The sequence below is a fragment of the Streptomyces sp. NPDC059037 genome, assembly GCF_042740015.1.
Classification (GTDB): domain Bacteria; phylum Actinomycetota; class Actinomycetes; order Streptomycetales; family Streptomycetaceae; genus Streptomyces.
Genome location: NZ_JBHYIG010000072.1, coordinates 1 through 16,152, shown reverse-complemented (window position 1 = coordinate 16,152; position 16,152 = coordinate 1). Strand labels below are relative to the sequence as shown.

At 66.3% G+C, this 16,152-nt stretch carries 28 protein-coding genes; 25 read left to right on the top strand and 3 right to left on the bottom strand.

Annotated elements, in window-relative coordinates; all coding sequences use genetic code 11:
- The first annotated feature begins 2 nt into the window (after positions 1–2).
- The 8 genes from ACFWY6_RS17345 to ACFWY6_RS17310 all read left to right on the top strand — a co-directional run bounded on the left by ACFWY6_RS17345 (position 3) and on the right by ACFWY6_RS17310 (position 5,255).
- The gene (locus tag ACFWY6_RS17345) at positions 3–683 is read left to right on the top strand and encodes a hypothetical protein (protein WP_384690711.1); all 681 of its coding nucleotides are present in this window, start codon (positions 3–5) and stop codon (positions 681–683) included.
- A gap of 11 nt (positions 684–694) precedes the next feature.
- The gene (locus ACFWY6_RS17340) at positions 695–970 is read left to right on the top strand and encodes a hypothetical protein (RefSeq protein WP_384690708.1); all 276 of its coding nucleotides are present in this window, start codon (positions 695–697) and stop codon (positions 968–970) included.
- Positions 967–1,233 (top strand): hypothetical protein, encoded by a 267-nt coding sequence (locus ACFWY6_RS17335; RefSeq protein WP_384690706.1) that lies wholly within the window; start codon positions 967–969, stop codon positions 1,231–1,233. Before ACFWY6_RS17340 ends, ACFWY6_RS17335 begins: the two co-directional genes overlap by 4 nt.
- 101 nt (positions 1,234–1,334) lie before the next feature.
- Positions 1,335–1,958, top strand: a complete 624-nt coding sequence (locus ACFWY6_RS17330; RefSeq protein ID WP_384690703.1) for a hypothetical protein — start codon at positions 1,335–1,337, stop codon at positions 1,956–1,958.
- Positions 1,939–2,472, top strand: coding sequence for a hypothetical protein (locus ACFWY6_RS17325; protein ID WP_384690700.1), 534 nt, complete (start codon positions 1,939–1,941; stop codon positions 2,470–2,472). The genes ACFWY6_RS17330 and ACFWY6_RS17325 overlap by 20 nt, the downstream gene beginning before the upstream one ends.
- On the top strand, positions 2,469–3,149 hold the full coding sequence (locus ACFWY6_RS17320) for a hypothetical protein (protein WP_384690697.1): 681 nt from the start codon (positions 2,469–2,471) through the stop codon (positions 3,147–3,149). Before ACFWY6_RS17325 ends, ACFWY6_RS17320 begins: the two co-directional genes overlap by 4 nt.
- 2 nt (positions 3,150–3,151) lie before the next feature.
- Positions 3,152–4,039, top strand: a complete 888-nt coding sequence (locus ACFWY6_RS17315; RefSeq protein ID WP_384690694.1) for a hypothetical protein — start codon at positions 3,152–3,154, stop codon at positions 4,037–4,039.
- Between the two features lie 418 nt (positions 4,040–4,457).
- Positions 4,458–5,255, top strand: coding sequence for a hypothetical protein (locus ACFWY6_RS17310; protein ID WP_384690691.1), 798 nt, complete (start codon positions 4,458–4,460; stop codon positions 5,253–5,255).
- A 340-nt stretch (positions 5,256–5,595) separates the two neighbouring features.
- On the opposite strand, the gene ACFWY6_RS17305 is transcribed toward ACFWY6_RS17310, so the two are convergent.
- From ACFWY6_RS17305 to ACFWY6_RS17295, 3 genes are read right to left on the bottom strand one after another with little or no spacing between them, the layout of a single operon-like run.
- Positions 5,596–5,853, bottom strand: coding sequence for a hypothetical protein (locus ACFWY6_RS17305; RefSeq protein ID WP_384690687.1), 258 nt, complete (start codon positions 5,851–5,853; stop codon positions 5,596–5,598).
- Positions 5,850–6,758 (bottom strand): hypothetical protein, encoded by a 909-nt coding sequence (locus ACFWY6_RS17300; protein ID WP_384690684.1) that lies wholly within the window; start codon positions 6,756–6,758, stop codon positions 5,850–5,852. The genes ACFWY6_RS17305 and ACFWY6_RS17300 overlap by 4 nt, the downstream gene beginning before the upstream one ends.
- Positions 6,759–6,767: 9 nt before the next feature.
- Positions 6,768–7,091, bottom strand: a complete 324-nt coding sequence (locus ACFWY6_RS17295) for a hypothetical protein (protein ID WP_384690681.1) — start codon at positions 7,089–7,091, stop codon at positions 6,768–6,770.
- Positions 7,092–7,317: 226 nt separating this feature from the next.
- Between ACFWY6_RS17295 and ACFWY6_RS17290 the strand changes: the two genes are divergently transcribed.
- The 17 genes from ACFWY6_RS17290 (at position 7,318) to ACFWY6_RS17210 (ending at position 16,114) form a co-directional block, all read left to right on the top strand.
- Positions 7,318–7,596: a hypothetical protein gene (locus ACFWY6_RS17290; protein ID WP_384690678.1), complete on the top strand. Its 279-nt coding sequence runs from the start codon at positions 7,318–7,320 to the stop codon at positions 7,594–7,596.
- A gap of 165 nt (positions 7,597–7,761) precedes the next feature.
- Positions 7,762–8,073: a hypothetical protein gene (locus ACFWY6_RS17285; RefSeq protein ID WP_384690674.1), complete on the top strand. Its 312-nt coding sequence runs from the start codon at positions 7,762–7,764 to the stop codon at positions 8,071–8,073.
- Positions 8,074–8,150: 77 nt separating this feature from the next.
- Complete coding sequence (locus ACFWY6_RS17280) at positions 8,151–8,597, top strand: hypothetical protein (RefSeq protein WP_384690671.1); 447 nt, start codon at positions 8,151–8,153, stop codon at positions 8,595–8,597.
- A 124-nt stretch (positions 8,598–8,721) separates the two neighbouring features.
- Positions 8,722–9,240 (top strand): hypothetical protein, encoded by a 519-nt coding sequence (locus tag ACFWY6_RS17275; RefSeq protein ID WP_384690668.1) that lies wholly within the window; start codon positions 8,722–8,724, stop codon positions 9,238–9,240.
- Positions 9,241–9,305: 65 nt separating this feature from the next.
- On the top strand, positions 9,306–10,052 hold the full coding sequence (locus tag ACFWY6_RS17270; RefSeq protein ID WP_384690665.1) for a hypothetical protein: 747 nt from the start codon (positions 9,306–9,308) through the stop codon (positions 10,050–10,052).
- A gap of 277 nt (positions 10,053–10,329) precedes the next feature.
- Positions 10,330–10,965, top strand: a complete 636-nt coding sequence (locus tag ACFWY6_RS17265; protein WP_384690662.1) for a hypothetical protein — start codon at positions 10,330–10,332, stop codon at positions 10,963–10,965.
- A 78-nt stretch (positions 10,966–11,043) separates the two neighbouring features.
- Positions 11,044–11,415 (top strand): hypothetical protein, encoded by a 372-nt coding sequence (locus ACFWY6_RS17260; RefSeq protein ID WP_384690659.1) that lies wholly within the window; start codon positions 11,044–11,046, stop codon positions 11,413–11,415.
- Positions 11,416–11,728: 313 nt separating this feature from the next.
- Positions 11,729–12,031 (top strand): hypothetical protein, encoded by a 303-nt coding sequence (locus ACFWY6_RS17255; RefSeq protein ID WP_384690656.1) that lies wholly within the window; start codon positions 11,729–11,731, stop codon positions 12,029–12,031.
- 223 nt (positions 12,032–12,254) lie between these two features.
- Positions 12,255–12,593 carry a hypothetical protein gene (locus tag ACFWY6_RS17250; protein WP_384690653.1) on the top strand — a complete coding sequence of 113 codons (339 nt, stop codon included), beginning with the start codon at positions 12,255–12,257 and terminating at the stop codon, positions 12,591–12,593.
- Entirely contained in the window at positions 12,590–12,754 is a 165-nt protein-coding gene (locus tag ACFWY6_RS17245) for a hypothetical protein (RefSeq protein WP_384690650.1), read from the top strand. Before ACFWY6_RS17250 ends, ACFWY6_RS17245 begins: the two co-directional genes overlap by 4 nt.
- Positions 12,755–13,163: 409 nt before the next feature.
- Positions 13,164–13,475 carry a transposase gene (locus tag ACFWY6_RS17240; RefSeq protein ID WP_384690647.1) on the top strand — a complete coding sequence of 104 codons (312 nt, stop codon included), beginning with the start codon at positions 13,164–13,166 and terminating at the stop codon, positions 13,473–13,475.
- A 34-nt stretch (positions 13,476–13,509) separates the two neighbouring features.
- Positions 13,510–14,436, top strand: a complete 927-nt coding sequence (locus ACFWY6_RS17235) for a hypothetical protein (RefSeq protein ID WP_384690645.1) — start codon at positions 13,510–13,512, stop codon at positions 14,434–14,436.
- 78 nt (positions 14,437–14,514) lie between these two features.
- On the top strand, positions 14,515–14,697 hold the full coding sequence (locus ACFWY6_RS17230) for a hypothetical protein (RefSeq protein WP_384690642.1): 183 nt from the start codon (positions 14,515–14,517) through the stop codon (positions 14,695–14,697).
- Between the two features lie 131 nt (positions 14,698–14,828).
- Positions 14,829–15,113: a hypothetical protein gene (locus tag ACFWY6_RS17225; RefSeq protein WP_384690639.1), complete on the top strand. Its 285-nt coding sequence runs from the start codon at positions 14,829–14,831 to the stop codon at positions 15,111–15,113.
- Positions 15,110–15,445, top strand: a complete 336-nt coding sequence (locus ACFWY6_RS17220; RefSeq protein ID WP_384690636.1) for a hypothetical protein — start codon at positions 15,110–15,112, stop codon at positions 15,443–15,445. The genes ACFWY6_RS17225 and ACFWY6_RS17220 overlap by 4 nt, the downstream gene beginning before the upstream one ends.
- Positions 15,442–15,747 (top strand): hypothetical protein, encoded by a 306-nt coding sequence (locus tag ACFWY6_RS17215; protein WP_384690633.1) that lies wholly within the window; start codon positions 15,442–15,444, stop codon positions 15,745–15,747. The genes ACFWY6_RS17220 and ACFWY6_RS17215 overlap by 4 nt, the downstream gene beginning before the upstream one ends.
- A 175-nt stretch (positions 15,748–15,922) precedes the next feature.
- Positions 15,923–16,114 carry a hypothetical protein gene (locus tag ACFWY6_RS17210; RefSeq protein WP_384690630.1) on the top strand — a complete coding sequence of 64 codons (192 nt, stop codon included), beginning with the start codon at positions 15,923–15,925 and terminating at the stop codon, positions 16,112–16,114.
- The last annotated feature ends 38 nt before the right edge of the window (positions 16,115–16,152 follow it).

The following is a 16,152-nucleotide window of genomic DNA, read 5'->3' as shown; positions in this document are numbered from 1 at the left end:
ACATGGCAGTCGTCGGCTACACGTATGCACACGACAACCTCTGCCCCTCCTGCACGATCGGACGGATGCGAGCGAACGGCATCAAGGTCGCCCGCAGCAGTAAGCAGGACGAGGCCATCCGACGGGCCGCCGAGCGGGTCGGAGTCGACTACAGCGACGAGCGTTCCTACGACTCCAGCGACTTCCCGAAGACGATCACCAGCCAGCAGACCCGCACGGAGCTGACCGAGCTGCCGGACGCAGAGCGCGGCGAGATCGAGGACGAGAAGTGCGACCGGTGCGGGAAGTGGATGAAGCTCGGGGAGAAGTCGCCGACCGAGGCCGGTCTGACCCGCTGGGCCCGTGACGACTACGAGCTGCCGCAGGCCCTGGCCCGAGAGATCGCCAGGAAGTTGCGCGAGTGGGGCCTGTCGCACCCGAAGTTCATCACGGAGGACAACGTCCGCCAGGCCGCCGCGATGTTCCCGCATGACTACGCCACCGTGCACCTCTCCGGCGACGCGAGCCTCGGGCTGATGCCGGCGCCCGAATACGACGAGGACCCGTGCTTCTACTGCGAGCAGCCGTACGAGAAGCACACGTTCGTCTGTGAGACGTGCGGCACGAACGTTCCAGCCGACATCAAGCACTCCCACCAGGTCCCGGTCAAGGGACAGCTCAAGTTCCGCACGATCAACAAGTAAGGGAACCAAAAATGGGCGACCTGGTATTCGAAGACCCCCCGGCTCCGCGGAAAACCAATCCCGCATACGAGGCTGTAGCAGAAGCGCTACGCAAGCGGCCCCGCGAATGGGCCAGGATGGGCGCATTCCCGTCGGCAACCATGATGGCCAGCAACATCAAGCGCGGCAGGCCGAAGGCATTCGAACCCGCCGGAGCATTCGATGCGGTATCGCGCAAGGTCGAGGACGAGACGGTTCTGTACGTGCAACACGTCGGTAAAGCGAAAGACTCGGAGGAACCATCTTGATTCTGCAGATGGGCCGCTTTGATTCCGGCGGCAATCTCATCATCGAGTCGTCGGACCAATTCCCCGACAGCCACCCGCAAGCCGAAATCGACGCTCTGGTTGCCGAGAAGATCGGTGACGACCCCAACGGGTGGGCGCATTCATACCTGGTGGACTCGCACAGCCGGGCTGTAAACGAGGCGTACCAAGAGGTCGTCAGAGACGTCGATGACGAGAATTCAACCGTCATCGACAATGTCTGGGGCGTCCTGGTCGACGACTGAAACCTGCCCGAACGACGAGCAGCGAATTCCGGACGGCATTCGGCGGGTTCGATTCCCGCGCCGGGCACCAACCCATTCACCGCTAGTACCTGGGAGGGAAAGTGTTTTCCATCGGCGATTTGGTCCGCTTCGACCTCGAAACCGCGCAGGGTTTCACTGAGCAACACTACGCGACCATCGAGCAGTTCCGGAAGCGGGACCGCAACAACTACCGGCGCCCGCCCACCAATCCGTACGCCGCCTTCCTGGCCCCCGAGCACGCCAGTACGCAGGTGCTGCCGCTGGCGAAGTTGACCCCGGCGGTCGACGACTTCGAGATCGTCACCGACCCCACCGCGGTCCACGCGGGCGCAGGCGAGTGGAACGACTACCACTACCGGTGCCTGCGCTGCGCGCGCTACAGCTACAAGAGCGCCCAGGTCATGGCGGTCCACAAGAAGTCCGGCCAGCGGGTGCGTCTGTGCGACGACTGCTTCGAGCCCTGCGAGCTGGCCCTGCTCGGCCACGAGGTCTTGTGGTACCAGCGGAACAGCAAGGACAGCATTCTGGCCCTGCGCGCCAGCCCGGAGCTGATCACCGGTGCGGCCAGCAACTCCTTCTACGAGAAGTCCGAGGGCGAGTCCTACCGGGAGTGGGCCGACGCCTTCCCCTGGCTCGTCCCCGGCCCCGCCGCCGAGCTGTACAAGAAGTGGAAGGAGGAACAGCGTGCGTCAGCCACTGCCTGAACACCGGACCGCCCTGTCCGTGCGAATCGTCCGGCAGGGCAAGCCCACGGGGAAGTACCTCGACCCCCGCATGAAAATCGAAGACCTGGAAGACCAGGACGCAGCAGAAATCCGCGCGGGCAAGGTGCTGCTGCTGGAGGTACAGCTCATTCGCAAGTCCAGAGCCACATCCTTGCCCGTGGTGGTGGAAACGTTGTTCAACCGGGTCGCCCCGCCCGAATCCGTCGGTAGCTACAGCCATCCCGCGCAGATCATCGACCCTCACCTGCGAAGAGACGCCACGGACCTGTGGGCCTCCGAATTCCGCACGCTGGAGCTTCAGCACGTTCGTTTCCGGGGTCGTACGTACCTGGTGCTGAGCCTGGAAGATACCGACCGAGAGCACGCCGACGAGGGTTATCTGACCGGCTACGGGATCTGTCGACGAGTCGACTATGCACCCAGCGGAAATCCCTGCAACCCCAAACGACTTCCGCTGCACGAGCTGAAGCCAGTGACAAAGAGAATCACATGACCGGAAAGACCGTACAAGGCTGGACAATCGTCCACTCCAAGCGCGCGAAGTGGCGCGAGGAATACGACGGCGTATTCCTCGGCGAGCGTGACGGCATGTGGATTGCGGGCCGGATGTTCCTCGGGAAGAGCATGCGCGACGGATTCACCGAGGGCGGCGAGTGGCGCGGCGCAACCCAGTTCACCGACCCGGCGATGCACGAGGCGTACCGGGCCCATTTGGCGCTCCAGGACTATATCCGGCAGGCAGAGGACGCCGGGGACTGCTGGGATGGGATGTTCAATCAGCAGGCACAGGCGGCGATCGACCGGCACTGGGCCAGGCAGGTACCGCTGACCGGTGCCCACGACATGTCAGCCGGGTGGGTGCATCCAGGTCTGGGCGGAGACGTGCGCGGCCACACCTGCATGCTCCCGGCCGTGGACGCCAAGTATGAGCTGCTGGCCTACATGCGCCGCTCATACGTGGTGAATGACGCCTTCCGCGAGTTCGTCCTGAGAGACGACCGCTCCCGTCTCAAGGAGGCGTACGAGACCGCAATCCAGGCCGCCGGCCCGGTCAAATTCTCGGTGGCCGGTGACCACTTCTCGCTCAGCTTCGACGGCTCCTGCAACGACAACGACTCGCTGTGGCACACCGCTCGACGCAACCCGCACCCCAACCGAAAGGGCGACTGACCGTGCGCTGCTCCACCGATCTCCGCCTCATCGCCCCCTCGGAGAACCCGTGTGAGGGCGACGCCAGGCACATGCTGCTGGGCTCGATCCGCGACGCGGAGAGCGGCAAGCGAGAGCCTTTCATGGACCCGGTGTGCAAGCTGTGCGGAGAGTCCTACGTCCGACGGCCTGCCTTGAAGGCCCGCATCGTGCCGCTGCGCATCTACATCCCGACGCCCGAGTTCAAGGACATCGCCGGGGGACATCGACTGGTCGACCACCCGTTCCACGAGGCGGCCTGCCACGACTGCCTTCTGCTGGGAACGATGGAGTACTTCCGGCAGGGGCGGCAGAAGAAGCTGCATGGCTGCTGTGCCCGGCCCGAGTCGGTGAACAGCGACGTGCTGCCCAACCGCGCCGCGTACCGAACACTCGCGCTCGACGAGCTGGCCGGCCTCTGGCGGAGGTACACGACCCACGATCTCGGCATGGGCATCGAGGACTGGCGTCTGATCGCGAACCATCCCTGCCTGGCCGCCACGTTCACCTTCCGCGACCGTGAGTACGGGCTGCGGCACTCCCAGGACGGCACCTACATCTGTGCCGAGAAGCTGGAGAACCGGGGCCGCCTCCGGCCCGACCGGATCAACACCCAGTACGAGACCACCTACAAGCAGGTCGTCTTCCACATCCACGGCCTGGAGAACAAGTACGAGAACACGTACTTCATCACCTGGACCCCCGGCCGTCAGGACGTCATTCTCCACGCCGCCGAGGGGCAGATCAGAGCCGTGCTGCGCCTGACCGGCCTGACACGCCCCGGTGACCCGCTGGACGAGGTGACCGACGCCGTGTGCGACACCTTCGGTGCCATTGCCGACATCACTTTCCAGACCCGCATCTACGAATAGGAGACGGCCCTGTCCGAACCGCACTTCCACTACGAGGCCCTCAACCAGGACGGCACCCGTTTCGCGGTGCACGAAGGCGTCCCCGGTGCCGCCCGCGAGACCTGGCGCTACCTCGGCATCGTCTACGAGACTGCCGGGGCCGGATGGGTTGCCGACTGGGGTACCCGGGGCCACGTCGCCATGCCCGGATCCAAGGACAGCGACGACGCGGCCGGCGCCCTCTACTGGTTCGCCCCGCCGGCGCAGTCCTTCGGTAGCCGGCCAGCCGGCAAGACCGCCTCCCGCATGGACGAGCAGCCCGACACGGAAGAGTCCTACCGGGTGCGGCCCTCTCTCATGCCTCACCCCGGCGTCCTCGTTTCCCTCATGCCCATGCGGGGCAGCGGGGGACTTCCTGGTCGACTGCAACACCTGGGGCGTGGGCAGCGGCATCGGCTACCTCCAGCACCACGAGGACAGGCAGTTCGACGTCCGGATCGACAACAAGGTGATCGGCGAGACGGAGAGCCCGGAGGCAGGCATGTGGGCCGTGCTCAAGGACTTCACCGACAGCAGCTTCTACGAGCGGCTCTTGGCCGACTTCACGCCGCCCGGAAAGGGGAACCCTATGTCCGAACGCGACATCGTCGATGTCCGCAAGCTTCCGCCCCACTACAAGGCCGACCTCAACCATCTGCTGCCGGTGGAGCAGTCGTTGCACGGTCGCCATGAGCTGATCATCGGCGACATCACCCGGTACCGCGCAGGCATTGAGTACTACGCACCGATTGCCCCCACCGAAGACAGCAGGCTCCGGGGCGGCACACTCACCCTGAGCGAGGCGCAGGCCCGCCATATCTACGCTCAGCTCGGCGAGCTGTTCAAGCGTTGGGACCTGGAGAACGAGCGTGAGGCCGAATGGTCGAGCCGCCCACACTTCAGTGCCTGGATGACCTACGGCACCGGTCACCTCTCTCAGCCACACATGGATGTTTCGGTATGGCAGGACAAGCTGACCGGCGAGCACCCGGGGGACGAGCGGGCATGGTCGCCCGACTATGACACGCCTGCTGTGTTCAGCGAGCGCACAACGATCGCCGCCAAGGGCGGAGACCCCGAGGGCGGCAAGCGCGAGGCTGAGCGGCTTCTGAGCGATACTGGGTGGCGAGTGATCGGCGAATGGCGAGACGCCGACGACATGGCGCTGATCGTTAGCGTCGCCCGCACAGAGGACTGAATCGCCGCTTCTATGGGCGTGTTGCAGCACCGACTATCAACGGTTGCCCGCTGGCAGCGGCATCGTCTTCACATCCGACGTCCGCACGTCCGCCGGGGCCAGCTCAGGGACCTCCACCATCGAGCCGTCCCGCGTACGGACCGAGCGCAGACGCACCGGATTCACCGCGACGAATCGCCGTGCCGTCGCCCACTCGTATTTCCGTGTACGTTCCGCGTGTTACAGCAACAGGGCCTCACGCAGCTCGGCGAGCGTGCGCATGGGAGGACTGGACTGGCTGGCGCAGGGGTGCTCGGGCTGCGCCGTCACGGTGACCTCCTCCTGGTTGCTGCCTATGACGCTACTCGGATCGAGCGCGTTGCGGGAAGCGGGTCGCCGGGTTCGATGACGACCTTCCGGTCGACGACCCACTTGCGGATGATCCGCTGGGCTCCGTCGTTTCCTCGACGGCAACGAACTGGACGACGACGGCGGGGTCGTGGGTGTAGAGCCCGACCCACCCCTTGTACGTAGTGCGGCCGACGACGGGGTTGTCCCAGTAGCCGGTGACGGCCGGGCCGTCCTCCACGAACTGGAGGATCGCCCGGTACGCCGTCATCGCCCGTCTCTGCCGGCCACGGCGCTCTCGTCGGCGAACGGGCTCGGCGAGTGGGCGACGACGTCCGGGTGCAGCGCGGGTGCAATCTCTTTGAGGTCGGGGTGGGTGGCGGCGACCTCGCGCAGCAGCCGGGTGAAGGTGACGTGATCGAGCCCGCGGCCGGTGCGGGAGACCAGTAGCGGGCCCTCGGTCTCGGTGGAGTGCGGGGCCTTGTGGGTGCGCACCGGCAGGTACTCGTCCAGTGCCCACACCAGCGGGCGGGGGATGGAGGTGAGCGGGCCGACGGCGGAGGCGCTGTTGTTCTTGACCGGCAGTCTCCAGGTGGGACCGGCCTGGTTGTCGTGCTGGACGTACTGCATGACGGCCGCGATGGACTGGCCTGGGCGCAGGCCCGCGAGGGTCATGTAGGTGGCGAGGCGGGCGCGTTCGGGGTGGGGGCCGCGGTAGCGGTCGGCGGCGGTGCGCAGCGCGTCGGTCTGGAACCGGGTGAGGGTCTCGCGCGCGGCCGGTGGGGTGGGCCCGGCGAGCACACGCCGGGGCGGCAGGTTCCAGCGGGCGGCGCCGAGGTCATCCTCGCAGTGGGCGTAGAAGCTGCGGACGGCGGAGACGGCGCGGCCGCGGGAGGTAGCGGCGAGCGGGGCACCGTCGAAGGCGGTGAAGCCTGCGGCCCAGTCCTGGATGTGCAGGGGCTCGAAGTGCCAGACGAAATCGCCGATGTAGGTGAACCAGTCCTGCTTCCAGCCGGGCGGGGCGTCGATCCCGGCGAGGTAGAGGCCGTAACGGTACTTGGTGTCCTCGTCCCAGACGCGCCCGATGGCCTGCTGGCCGTCGGGCCGGACGTACGAACCGGCGAGCCAGCCGTGCAGGATCGCGTAGGGGTCCGGGGCCTGGGTCTGGGAGTCCATCCCGTCACTCTACGAATCGGGCGTGCTGTCCCGGTCCGGGAGTCCCGGCTGGTCCTGTTGCAGCAGCTGACCGTCAGGGAGCAGGTCACCCTGCCGCAGGAAGGCGGCCATCCACAGAACTCCCTCCACGAACCCGTCCCTGTGCTCGGGGGACGCGGCGGCCACGTTGCTCGCCTGGTACCGCTCGGCATAACCGTCGGCCCACTGGGCGACTGCCAGGTGGTTGCGATAGATATCCGCATACGGGCCAGTAAGCGCCTCGGCTGCCCTTTCAGGGCGCCAGTCGATCTCTGTCTTGTCGAAGTCGAGGAGCTGCTCATCGTTCTCTTCCATGCCTGAAAGCTAGCCGTCAGGCGGCCGGAAACAGCTCACCCTCCGGGTGCGGGTCGGGACTGCGCACGGCCGTATCCGTAGAAGGGCTGAACTTTAAGGAACAGACCGGTGCTCCTTTTGCTCCTACGACGAGACGCACGTCAAGAAGCAGAGGGTCGAGCTGACGCTGGCCGCGATCATCGAGCAGGAGGGGGGCACCGGTGAGCGACAAGAGCACCTGGCAAAGATGCTGCGGATCGTCGGCATTGAGAAGATCACCGCGCGGGACATCGAGAAGGTGTGGGTCCGCATCCGGATGTGGGAGGACGCCGTACGGTGCTCCCGCTGGGACGCTGACGCCGACGAGCAGCGGTTCACAAAGCCTGAGGAAGTCCGCGAGAACGTCGGCGTGGCCGCAGCCGACGATACGAAGAAGCTGACGGACGCCCAGTTCGACAGGCAGCTCGCCCACAACGTTCGGGTCGAGGCCGAGAAGTCGTACGCATCCCTCACCCGCTTCAACTGAACGGGCCACGATGAATGAGCTGTACGACGAGAAGGTCTGGCAAGACGCCCACCAGAGCGCGGAGGAGAGAGGCCTCGACGATATCGACGCCCGGGAGTAGAGCGGCGACGAACTAGCCGCCGCTGTTGCCGGGTTCTCTTCATCTTCAAGAGGAACCCCTGACCAATGAAGATCGCCGTTGTCAGCTCGACCGCGCTGCTCACCACGCCGTGGAGCAGCCTCCACCACATACCGCTTCCCGCACCGAGCGACTTGGCCCAGGATCTCGTGCGGTCCTACCGTCTGATCGGACGACTGCAGCAGGCGCACCAGGCAGAAGGCAGCGCAGAAGAGTGGCAGTCCGCAATGAGGATCATCACGGACGCAGCTGCAGCACGGGCCAGGACCAGCTCCAGCTATATCGAGAAGATCCGGCAGCTCGCTGCCGACAAGACGTACCTGATCGACAACGGGCTCTACCACGAAGACGAGCGGTAGAACCAAGGACACCACAACGACTCGGCGGCTCACCAATTCTGGTGGGCCGCTTTTGTTATCCCTAGAAGGAGTTCCGCATGACCATTCACATCGGTGAGTCAGGCCAGACTGTGGAGCCGGGTCAGGAGTTCACCATCCCTAGCCTGAACTACACCCTCACCTACATTCGCACCGACGGCGACAACCTGATCCTTCGCGACAGCTCGGGCGAGTTCACGAGGCCGATCCGGCAGAAGTGCCTGGCGGAATACGGGCACCGCCTGTCGAACACCGGCGAGAGTGTCGGCGACAACCCGGACTTCAAGACGTTCTCGCCCGACACGTTCACGTTCAAGTGCGCCGACTGCGAGAAGACCGCGCCGGTAGCCGCATTCCGCGAGATCAACTGCAAGCCCGACGCCACGGACCTGGCGCTGCTGATCTCCACCCAGTCCGGGGAGGCGGGGCAGTCCGGCTCGTGGGACGACCCCGGTGTGGCGATGGAGCTGGCCGAGCTGGTCCTCAAGGAGAAGGGCCTCAAGTAGGCCGACAGAGAGATACCAGAGCGCATCGTTTACCTTGCCCTTTTGGCGTAGCGATTCACTGGCCGATGGCTCCTGTGCGGAGCTGTCGGCCCTTTTCATTCCCTAGGAGAAACCCACGAACAAGATGAAATGCACAACGCCCGGCTGCGAGGGCACGGTAGAGATTTCCCTGTTCGCCTACCTCGACGTGATGGAAGACGGCGCGGTGAGCATCGGAAACCTCTGCCTGGAGCAGGGTGTCGAGACCGAATGCGGCCAGTGTGGCAACGAGCCCGTCGACCCGACCGACTACACCGACGCGATCCGCCGCCTCGGCCCAGTCGACACCGGTCAGAAGGATCTGCTGCCGAAGATCGGGACCGGGCTGCCGCGGACCGACGTCATCACGTACGTCGACTCCGACGGCAACCCCGACACGGAGCTGTTCATCGACGGCGTCAAGATCGCATACCCGCTGCTGCACGACATCCACAAGCACACCATCGACGGCGGCCGGTCCGGTGAGGACCACGCCTGGGCGTGCTCTATGTGGCAGCAGGCGAACGACCCCAGCCTTCCCGCCGCGGTCCGCGCCGAGTTCGCCTCCACCTTCGCGCGCACGCGCCACGACTGCACGAGCGAGTGGGAGAAGTGCGAGTCCTGAAAGAACTGCGACGACGAGCCGTGCCCCGTGATCACCGCCGCTAACAACACCGAGGAGACCTCCAAGTGAACGACCCCCTGATGCCCGTCGCCGAAATCCGTGCCGCGCAGAACAAGTGCCTGGAACTGCTCGGTCTCGACCCGGTGTCCAAGACCGAGTACGAGAACATGCACCACCACTCCGGCGACGACTTCATGACCGAGTACCGCTACAACCGCCGCGGCACGACCTACCGACCCGTGGGCCCCGTCACCGAGTGGGTCCGCGTCGGCAAGCCCGTGGAGGCGACCAAGCACGAGGTGCGGGTCGGCGGTATGGATGCGGGTACCTACACCGTCATCGAGATGCCGAAGGGCACCTACGACGGCGCGGACTGCCGCATCACCCTGGACGGGAAGTACATCTCCCACGCCGCGACGCTTCCGCGGGCGCTCTACCTGATCCAGCGGCACTACATCTACGGCACCACCGAGCACCACGAAATCATGGACCGGCCGATGTTCATGGAGCACATGGGCGACGGCCTCGACATCGTGGTCACCGAGGGCCCGAACTTCGACATCGACCGGTACCCCGACGGCGGGTCGTTCATGTTCACGTACATCAACGACTACAACCCGTGCCGCGGTGAGTACTCCTATCTCGTCAACGACAACGAGGCCATGGCCACCGCGAACTGGGCCTTCATCGAAGACAACGAGGAAGACCCGGCCAAGTGGAGGATCGAGTCGATCAACTACCACCCCGGCGAGCCGGCCGTCACCTACTGCTTCAACGACGCCCGCGTGCCCGTCGACAAGGACGCCACCTGAACGTCCGGACTGCTTCCGTCCGCTCTTTCAGGGGCGTGGCGGCGGCCGTCCGGCCAGCACGTAGCGACGAGAGGACATCCGTGACCAGCAAGACCCAGGCACCGAGCTCGACGGCGTGAACTGGCGCAAGTGCGCTTCCGAGCGGCCCGGCCGCTACAAGTACAACGTCGGGATTAGCTGTGTCAGAACCTCGTGACATGGGGCGAGGCGACGCAGCTGTCATCGAAAGCAAGGAAGCCGCCCTACGCGACCACCGAGCCCTGAGAGGATTGGTCCCATGCGCGCCCACAACGGTCAGGAACCGGACTACAGCCGCGATGACGTCGTGGTCGCCTACCGGTGGATTCCTCAACGTCACGCCACTGAGGGGACGGTTCCTGAGCGGGAGCTCTGGCGCGCGGCCACTGAGCTGGAGTTCCGTACATTCCGCGAGCACAGTCGTCGGGTGAACTGGGGACGAGACAGCCTCCTCGACGGTGTCTTCTACGACTTCCCTGCCCCCCAGACACTGCCCGCCCAAGAGCGCGAAGCCGCGCTCAGCCTGTTGCCCAAACAACAGCCGTGGCCCTGGCTACGCTCGCGAATGCGTCTGATGCGCAGCTGGGTGACAACCCGCCCCGACCAGCCTGTGGACCTGCTCGCCGCCCTGGACCGCGTGAACGACCAGATCAGGGAGGACCAAGCGGCCTACTTTGTCAGGAGGCTGCGGCTGCTCTCCGAGGAGATCGAACGCCGCGAGAGCGACCCCGACCGTGTCCAGGCCGGACCGTACGGGTTCTACATGCACGACGGCCTGGACGACGAGCACGCCGACAACACCACCTTGCGCGACCTGCTGAGGGTCGTCCGCGAGCGTGGCCCCGCCATCGGCGTCGTCGCGGACAGAACCACGCTCCTGGCAGACAGCCAATAGGATCCAAAAATTGAGCCTTTTGAATCCAAGGTTCTGACACAGCTCAAGCCAGAGGAGACCACCAGCGGGCTCGGCTACATGGTCGACTGCAACCAGAGCGAGACGAAGTGGGCCGCGTACCGCTACACAGCCGACAACTCCCAGTGGTGGGCCGCGCACGGGGACGGCAACCCGCGGGACCTCGTCGTCCGCCTGGAAGTCGCCGACGGCAAAGACTATGCCGCCGTACAGCAGATCGACGACCGAACCGCCGCCTTCGCGCAGCTCGCCGCGATCGACTGGAACAACGTTCCCGTCGCGGCCGGCGACCACCACGTCTCCCGCCTGCTCGCCGGCAAGATCGGCGACTTCAAGGACTACTACCAGCCCGAGCACACGCACCTGCGCTCGATTGTCGAGGGCTGGCTCACCCGCTACTCCGCCGCCCACGCCTACCGACCGGAGAACTGACCACAACCCGACAGCTCTGGACCGCCGCTCACCTCCGTGCCGGTGACCTCGTCGAGAACGACGTGATCTCCACACCGGACGGGTGGAGATCACGTAACCGAGGTCTGGCTGGAGGAGGCGAGTCGAGTTCTGCAAGAAGTACCCCGACGCCAAGGAGGGGTACAGCAAGTACTTCCACGGGCCCGAGCTCCACGCCCTGCTGCCCCTCCTGCACACCGACGAGACCGGACAGATGGAGGAGTGCTTCTACCCGCACAGCCCCCCCGAACCTGGTCCCCACTCAGGTCCCGGCCGACACCACCAAGGAGTGATCATGACCCGATACACCCTCGTCGAACACGAGACGCTCCCGAACTTTGTCGTCGCCGCCCGTGTCACCCCGAAGCTGGAGGCCAAGGCCAAGCAGCACATGGGTGTGACCTTCGACGACTACGCGAAGGCCGAAACCGCCGCGGACGAGATCAACGACTGGGCCTGCGTCCAAAACGAAGACGGCGAGCCGCTGTACCCGAACCGCGTCGCGCATCTGACGGGATTTTCCTCGAGGTGCCGGGTCGACGGACGCCGTCTCTACATTCCGACCACCACCCCTGACACTGCGATCAAGGAGAGCTGACCGTGCAGGAGCCGAAGTTCAACCCGCCCTACGGCGGCGCCATCAACCACGTCACCGATACCGCCGAGCATCACGGCTACCTGCACATGGTCGCCTGGGGCGTAGAGATCGGGTCCCACGCCGAGTACATCAAGGATCGGTGCGCGAAGGCGAAGGACGCAGGCGCCCCGCTGGACACCCTGTACGAGCGTTCGGGTCCCGGCGGGTCGGTACCGGAGAGTGGGTGCGGTTCAGCAATATCGACACCACCGACCACGACGAGGCCCGCGGGTTCGTACGCATCGAGCAGTACGTGCGGGAGCTGGTGCGCTACCAGCACGCCGTCGCTCAGTACCGTAAGTGGCGAAGGACGGCGCCGCCGCTCAAGACGTTCACGGTCACGATCACGGCTCCGATCACCACCACCGTCCGTGCGCTGGACGAGGAGGACGCGCGCCGCACGGCGATGGCCGGCTGGGCGCCGAACCCGGACGGCTCCGCAACGGCCCGCCTGACCGGACCGCCCGGAGCGTGGGTCGCGAAGTTCAACGGCGCCCCGAGGGTCAAGGAGGTCCGGCGATGAACCCGATCGAGCTGCGCGCGCTGATCCACAAGGACCTGAACGCGCAGGCCCGCACGCAGTGCAGAGACATCCTGACCGTCGAACCGATTCCGCCGGTGCCAGGCCAGCCCGTGCGCCTGCGGGTGCAAGCGCCGGACCCGATGGGCGCGATCCGCACCTGATCGAGATCATCCGCCTGCTTCCGTCACTCCCCGGCCGATGTGGACGGGGGACTTCGGCGCCTACGGTGCCGGGCTCGCCCGGGTGGCGGCTGCCGCCGGTGTCACCGTCGGGGACATGGGCCGTCCGGACCGGACCGCATGACGCAGCGTTTGAACGGTAAGTCTGACCCGATCGACCTCAACACCGCCGCGACGGCCGTGCTGTCCGGCTGGCCACCAGCACACCGAAGAGCCGGGACGGCGTGGTCGAGGCGGTGGCGCTGTGGACCGCCCGCCGCCACCAGGCCCTGGACGCCGAGATCGGCCCGCCGGTCAAGCAGGCGGACCCCGCGCTGCCGGAGCTGTTCGGAATCGGCCCCAAGACCGCCGGCCAGCTGCTGGCCTCAGCCGGGGACAATCCCGAACGCATGTGGTCCGAGAGGGTGTTCGGCACCTCGCCCGTGCTGCTCCGATCCAGTCCTCGTCCGGCCGCACCCACCGTCACCGCCTCAACCGCGACGGCGACCGGGCCGCGAACAACGCGCTGCACGCCATCGTGCTGGTCCGGATGCGCTTCGACGAACGCACCCGCGCCTGTGTCGAACGCCGCACCAAGGAAGGGCTGTCCAAGAAGGACATCATGCGCTGCCTCAAGCGAATCGTCGCCCGCGAGGTCCACCGCGCTCTTACCAGCACACCGGCCACGCACATCACTCAAAGCAACCTCGCTCCAGCTGCTTGACAGCTATATGAGCGTCCCGAGGACGGAAAATCCGATGAGCACCAAGCTGTACGACGGGCTGCGGCTGACCGCGCACGCGCCCGGCCTCTTCGAACTCACCCGCGTGATCTCCAAGCGCATGCGCGAGGTCTTCCGCGAGCTGGCTGTACCCATCATCGCCAGGAACGTCGCCCGCGTCGTCGACGACGCCGAGATACGCGAACGCGGCATGGGCGGCCCCCTGCACAACTACCTCGTTTACCGGGCCCGGAAGCTGTGGCTCGACGAGCAGGCCGGACTTGATGACCGCATGACGTTCCACGATCCGCTGCGCTTCAGCATCGTCTTCGGTCAGGTCGATGACGAGTACGGCACGCGCCGGCTGGCGTACCCCTTCGCCGGGAACCGCGCGTACACCGACGCGCTCATGGCTCTCGAAGCCAACGGACGGCCCCTCTTCATCGACTACCACTACCAGAACCAGGCCGACCGACCGGATGAGATCCGGAAGGACGAGTGGAAGCGCCGCCACGATGACTGGAACCATCTGCTGGACGCCGACGACCGCGAGACCGACGGCACCTTCGGGCATCTCCCCGCCTGGCAGCTCCCGGACAGCATCGACGGTGTCTTCGACGCGGTGCTGCTCGGCTACAAGGACACCACCATCGATCTGAACGCGCACCGCACCATCGAGCACCGCATGCGCCGGGCACTCAACCGGGCGGTGACCCTCGACCTGGACCTCGACGAGGTCAGCGGCATTAACAGAGTGCTGACCCGTAACCAGTGCATCGAGCGCGCGATCTCTCAGTACCTCGACACTGCCGAGGGTAAGGCCATGCCCCGGCCCGCGCCACTGCCGGGTGCTCGGGAACTCGACGTCATGATCAGCGAGTTGTCGCCCGTCTATGAGCCTCCACCTGGAGCCGTTGCCCGGATCGGCGAGCTGTATCGCGAGCAGGCGCTGGCTGGTGACTGATCTGGATCGACACAGTCGATCCGGAAATGGATCTGGAGGGGCATCGGCATCCCCCTCGCCCACGGGTGCGATCGCTTCGTGGACCTTGCAGCAGGTCAGGTCGAGACCGAGCGCCTCGCCGATGACTTCGTGGCCAACGCCGGAATGCACGGCGCGAACTACCCCGAGCTTGGCGCCGCCTGGGGCATGACTCACCAGGGCGTACGCAAGCGCTGGCCCCACCCGGTCACCACCGAGGCTGTGAACCCATCCCGGTGGTGAATCGTCACCGCCGCGAACCGCAAGGTCCAGGAGGCAGCCGAGGACCTCACATACGACACGAGCGAAGAGGCCGCTGCCGCCGCCAGCGTCTTCCTCGCCGCCAACACCACCACGACGGACGGAGACACGACATGATGCTCGCGATCGGCGCGCTGCTCGGCTGCGCCGCCAATCTGCTTGCCCTCGCCATCAGGCGCCGCCTGACCCGCACGCCGCACTGCGGGGGATGCGCGACCGCCTCGAACTGGCCCACCTCCCAGCACGACGCCCTGCTCTGCCGCGGCTACGTCCAGGACCGCCGCCGCGAACGGCTGCGCGACATCAGGTACGGCCGCCCCGTCGAGGAGCCGAACCCGTGGGGCGAGGCGTACCTGCTCGACGAAGAGATCGCCCAGCGAACGGGAGCCGACGTATGAGCACCGAGACCACCACGGCCGCCGCCGACTTCGCCCAGGCGCTCGCCGAGCTGGCTGACGGATATGGATACCCGACCGACCCGGAGGGCACCGCGCCCGTGATCGTCACGGTCACCGACCCGGCGACCGGAGAGCAGCACCCGGTCCCGATCGAGCCCGGCCAGCTCGACTGGGTGACCGACTTGGTACGGGGCGAGCTGGACACCTTCCGCGCCGCCCACTCCGACGGCACCGGCTACTGCGGGCACTGCCGGGGCACCGGCCTCGCGGGTGGAAGCGGTGGCGCCGCCCTGTTCACCGAGCTGCCCGCCGACGACGGGAGCCGCCCGTGACGTCCGTCACTCCGCCGCCGTGCCCGGACTGCTCGACCGTGACGCAGCGGATCGAGGTCGAGGAGGTCTGGCACTGCACGGCCCCCGACTGCACCCGCCGCACCTATGGCACCGGCGACGAGAACGACGACCAGGACCTCCCCTCCTACAGCGGGACCGACGAGCACGGTGCCCTGATCATCTACCACGGCGCTGGCGACATCGACTTCGAGGCGACCGCCGAACTGGCCTCCCAGGACGGCGTCGACGACCAAGACCAGGACGACGACGCGGGCCCCGCTGCTCCGCTGACCGGCGCCTGACGGCCGAGCAGCGCATCGAGCGGGCCCTGGCGCTGCTGGAGGGGCAGGACACCGACCTGGCCGACCGCTGCGCGCCGTAGGCCAGGGGGACCAGCCGTGACCGCGAACCGCCACCAGCCTGTCGCCCCCTGCCTTAACGCTCGTCCCCACGGAGCACGTGAAGCGGAGGCATCAGTTGATCGCGCCCGTCGGCGTCCACAATCCACATCACGAGAAGAGCGAGACCACCATGGCTGAGTCCACGACCACCGCGAAGCACGACGTCACCGTCAAGTTCGGCTACATCGAGCTGACCGGGTCGCTCGTCGAGTTTACCGACTGTCGATCTGACCGGGTTGGCTCTGAACTGCATGAATGCGTCGCGTAGGAGTCCTTGACGTATCAGGCTCGTTGGACAGGGCAGCC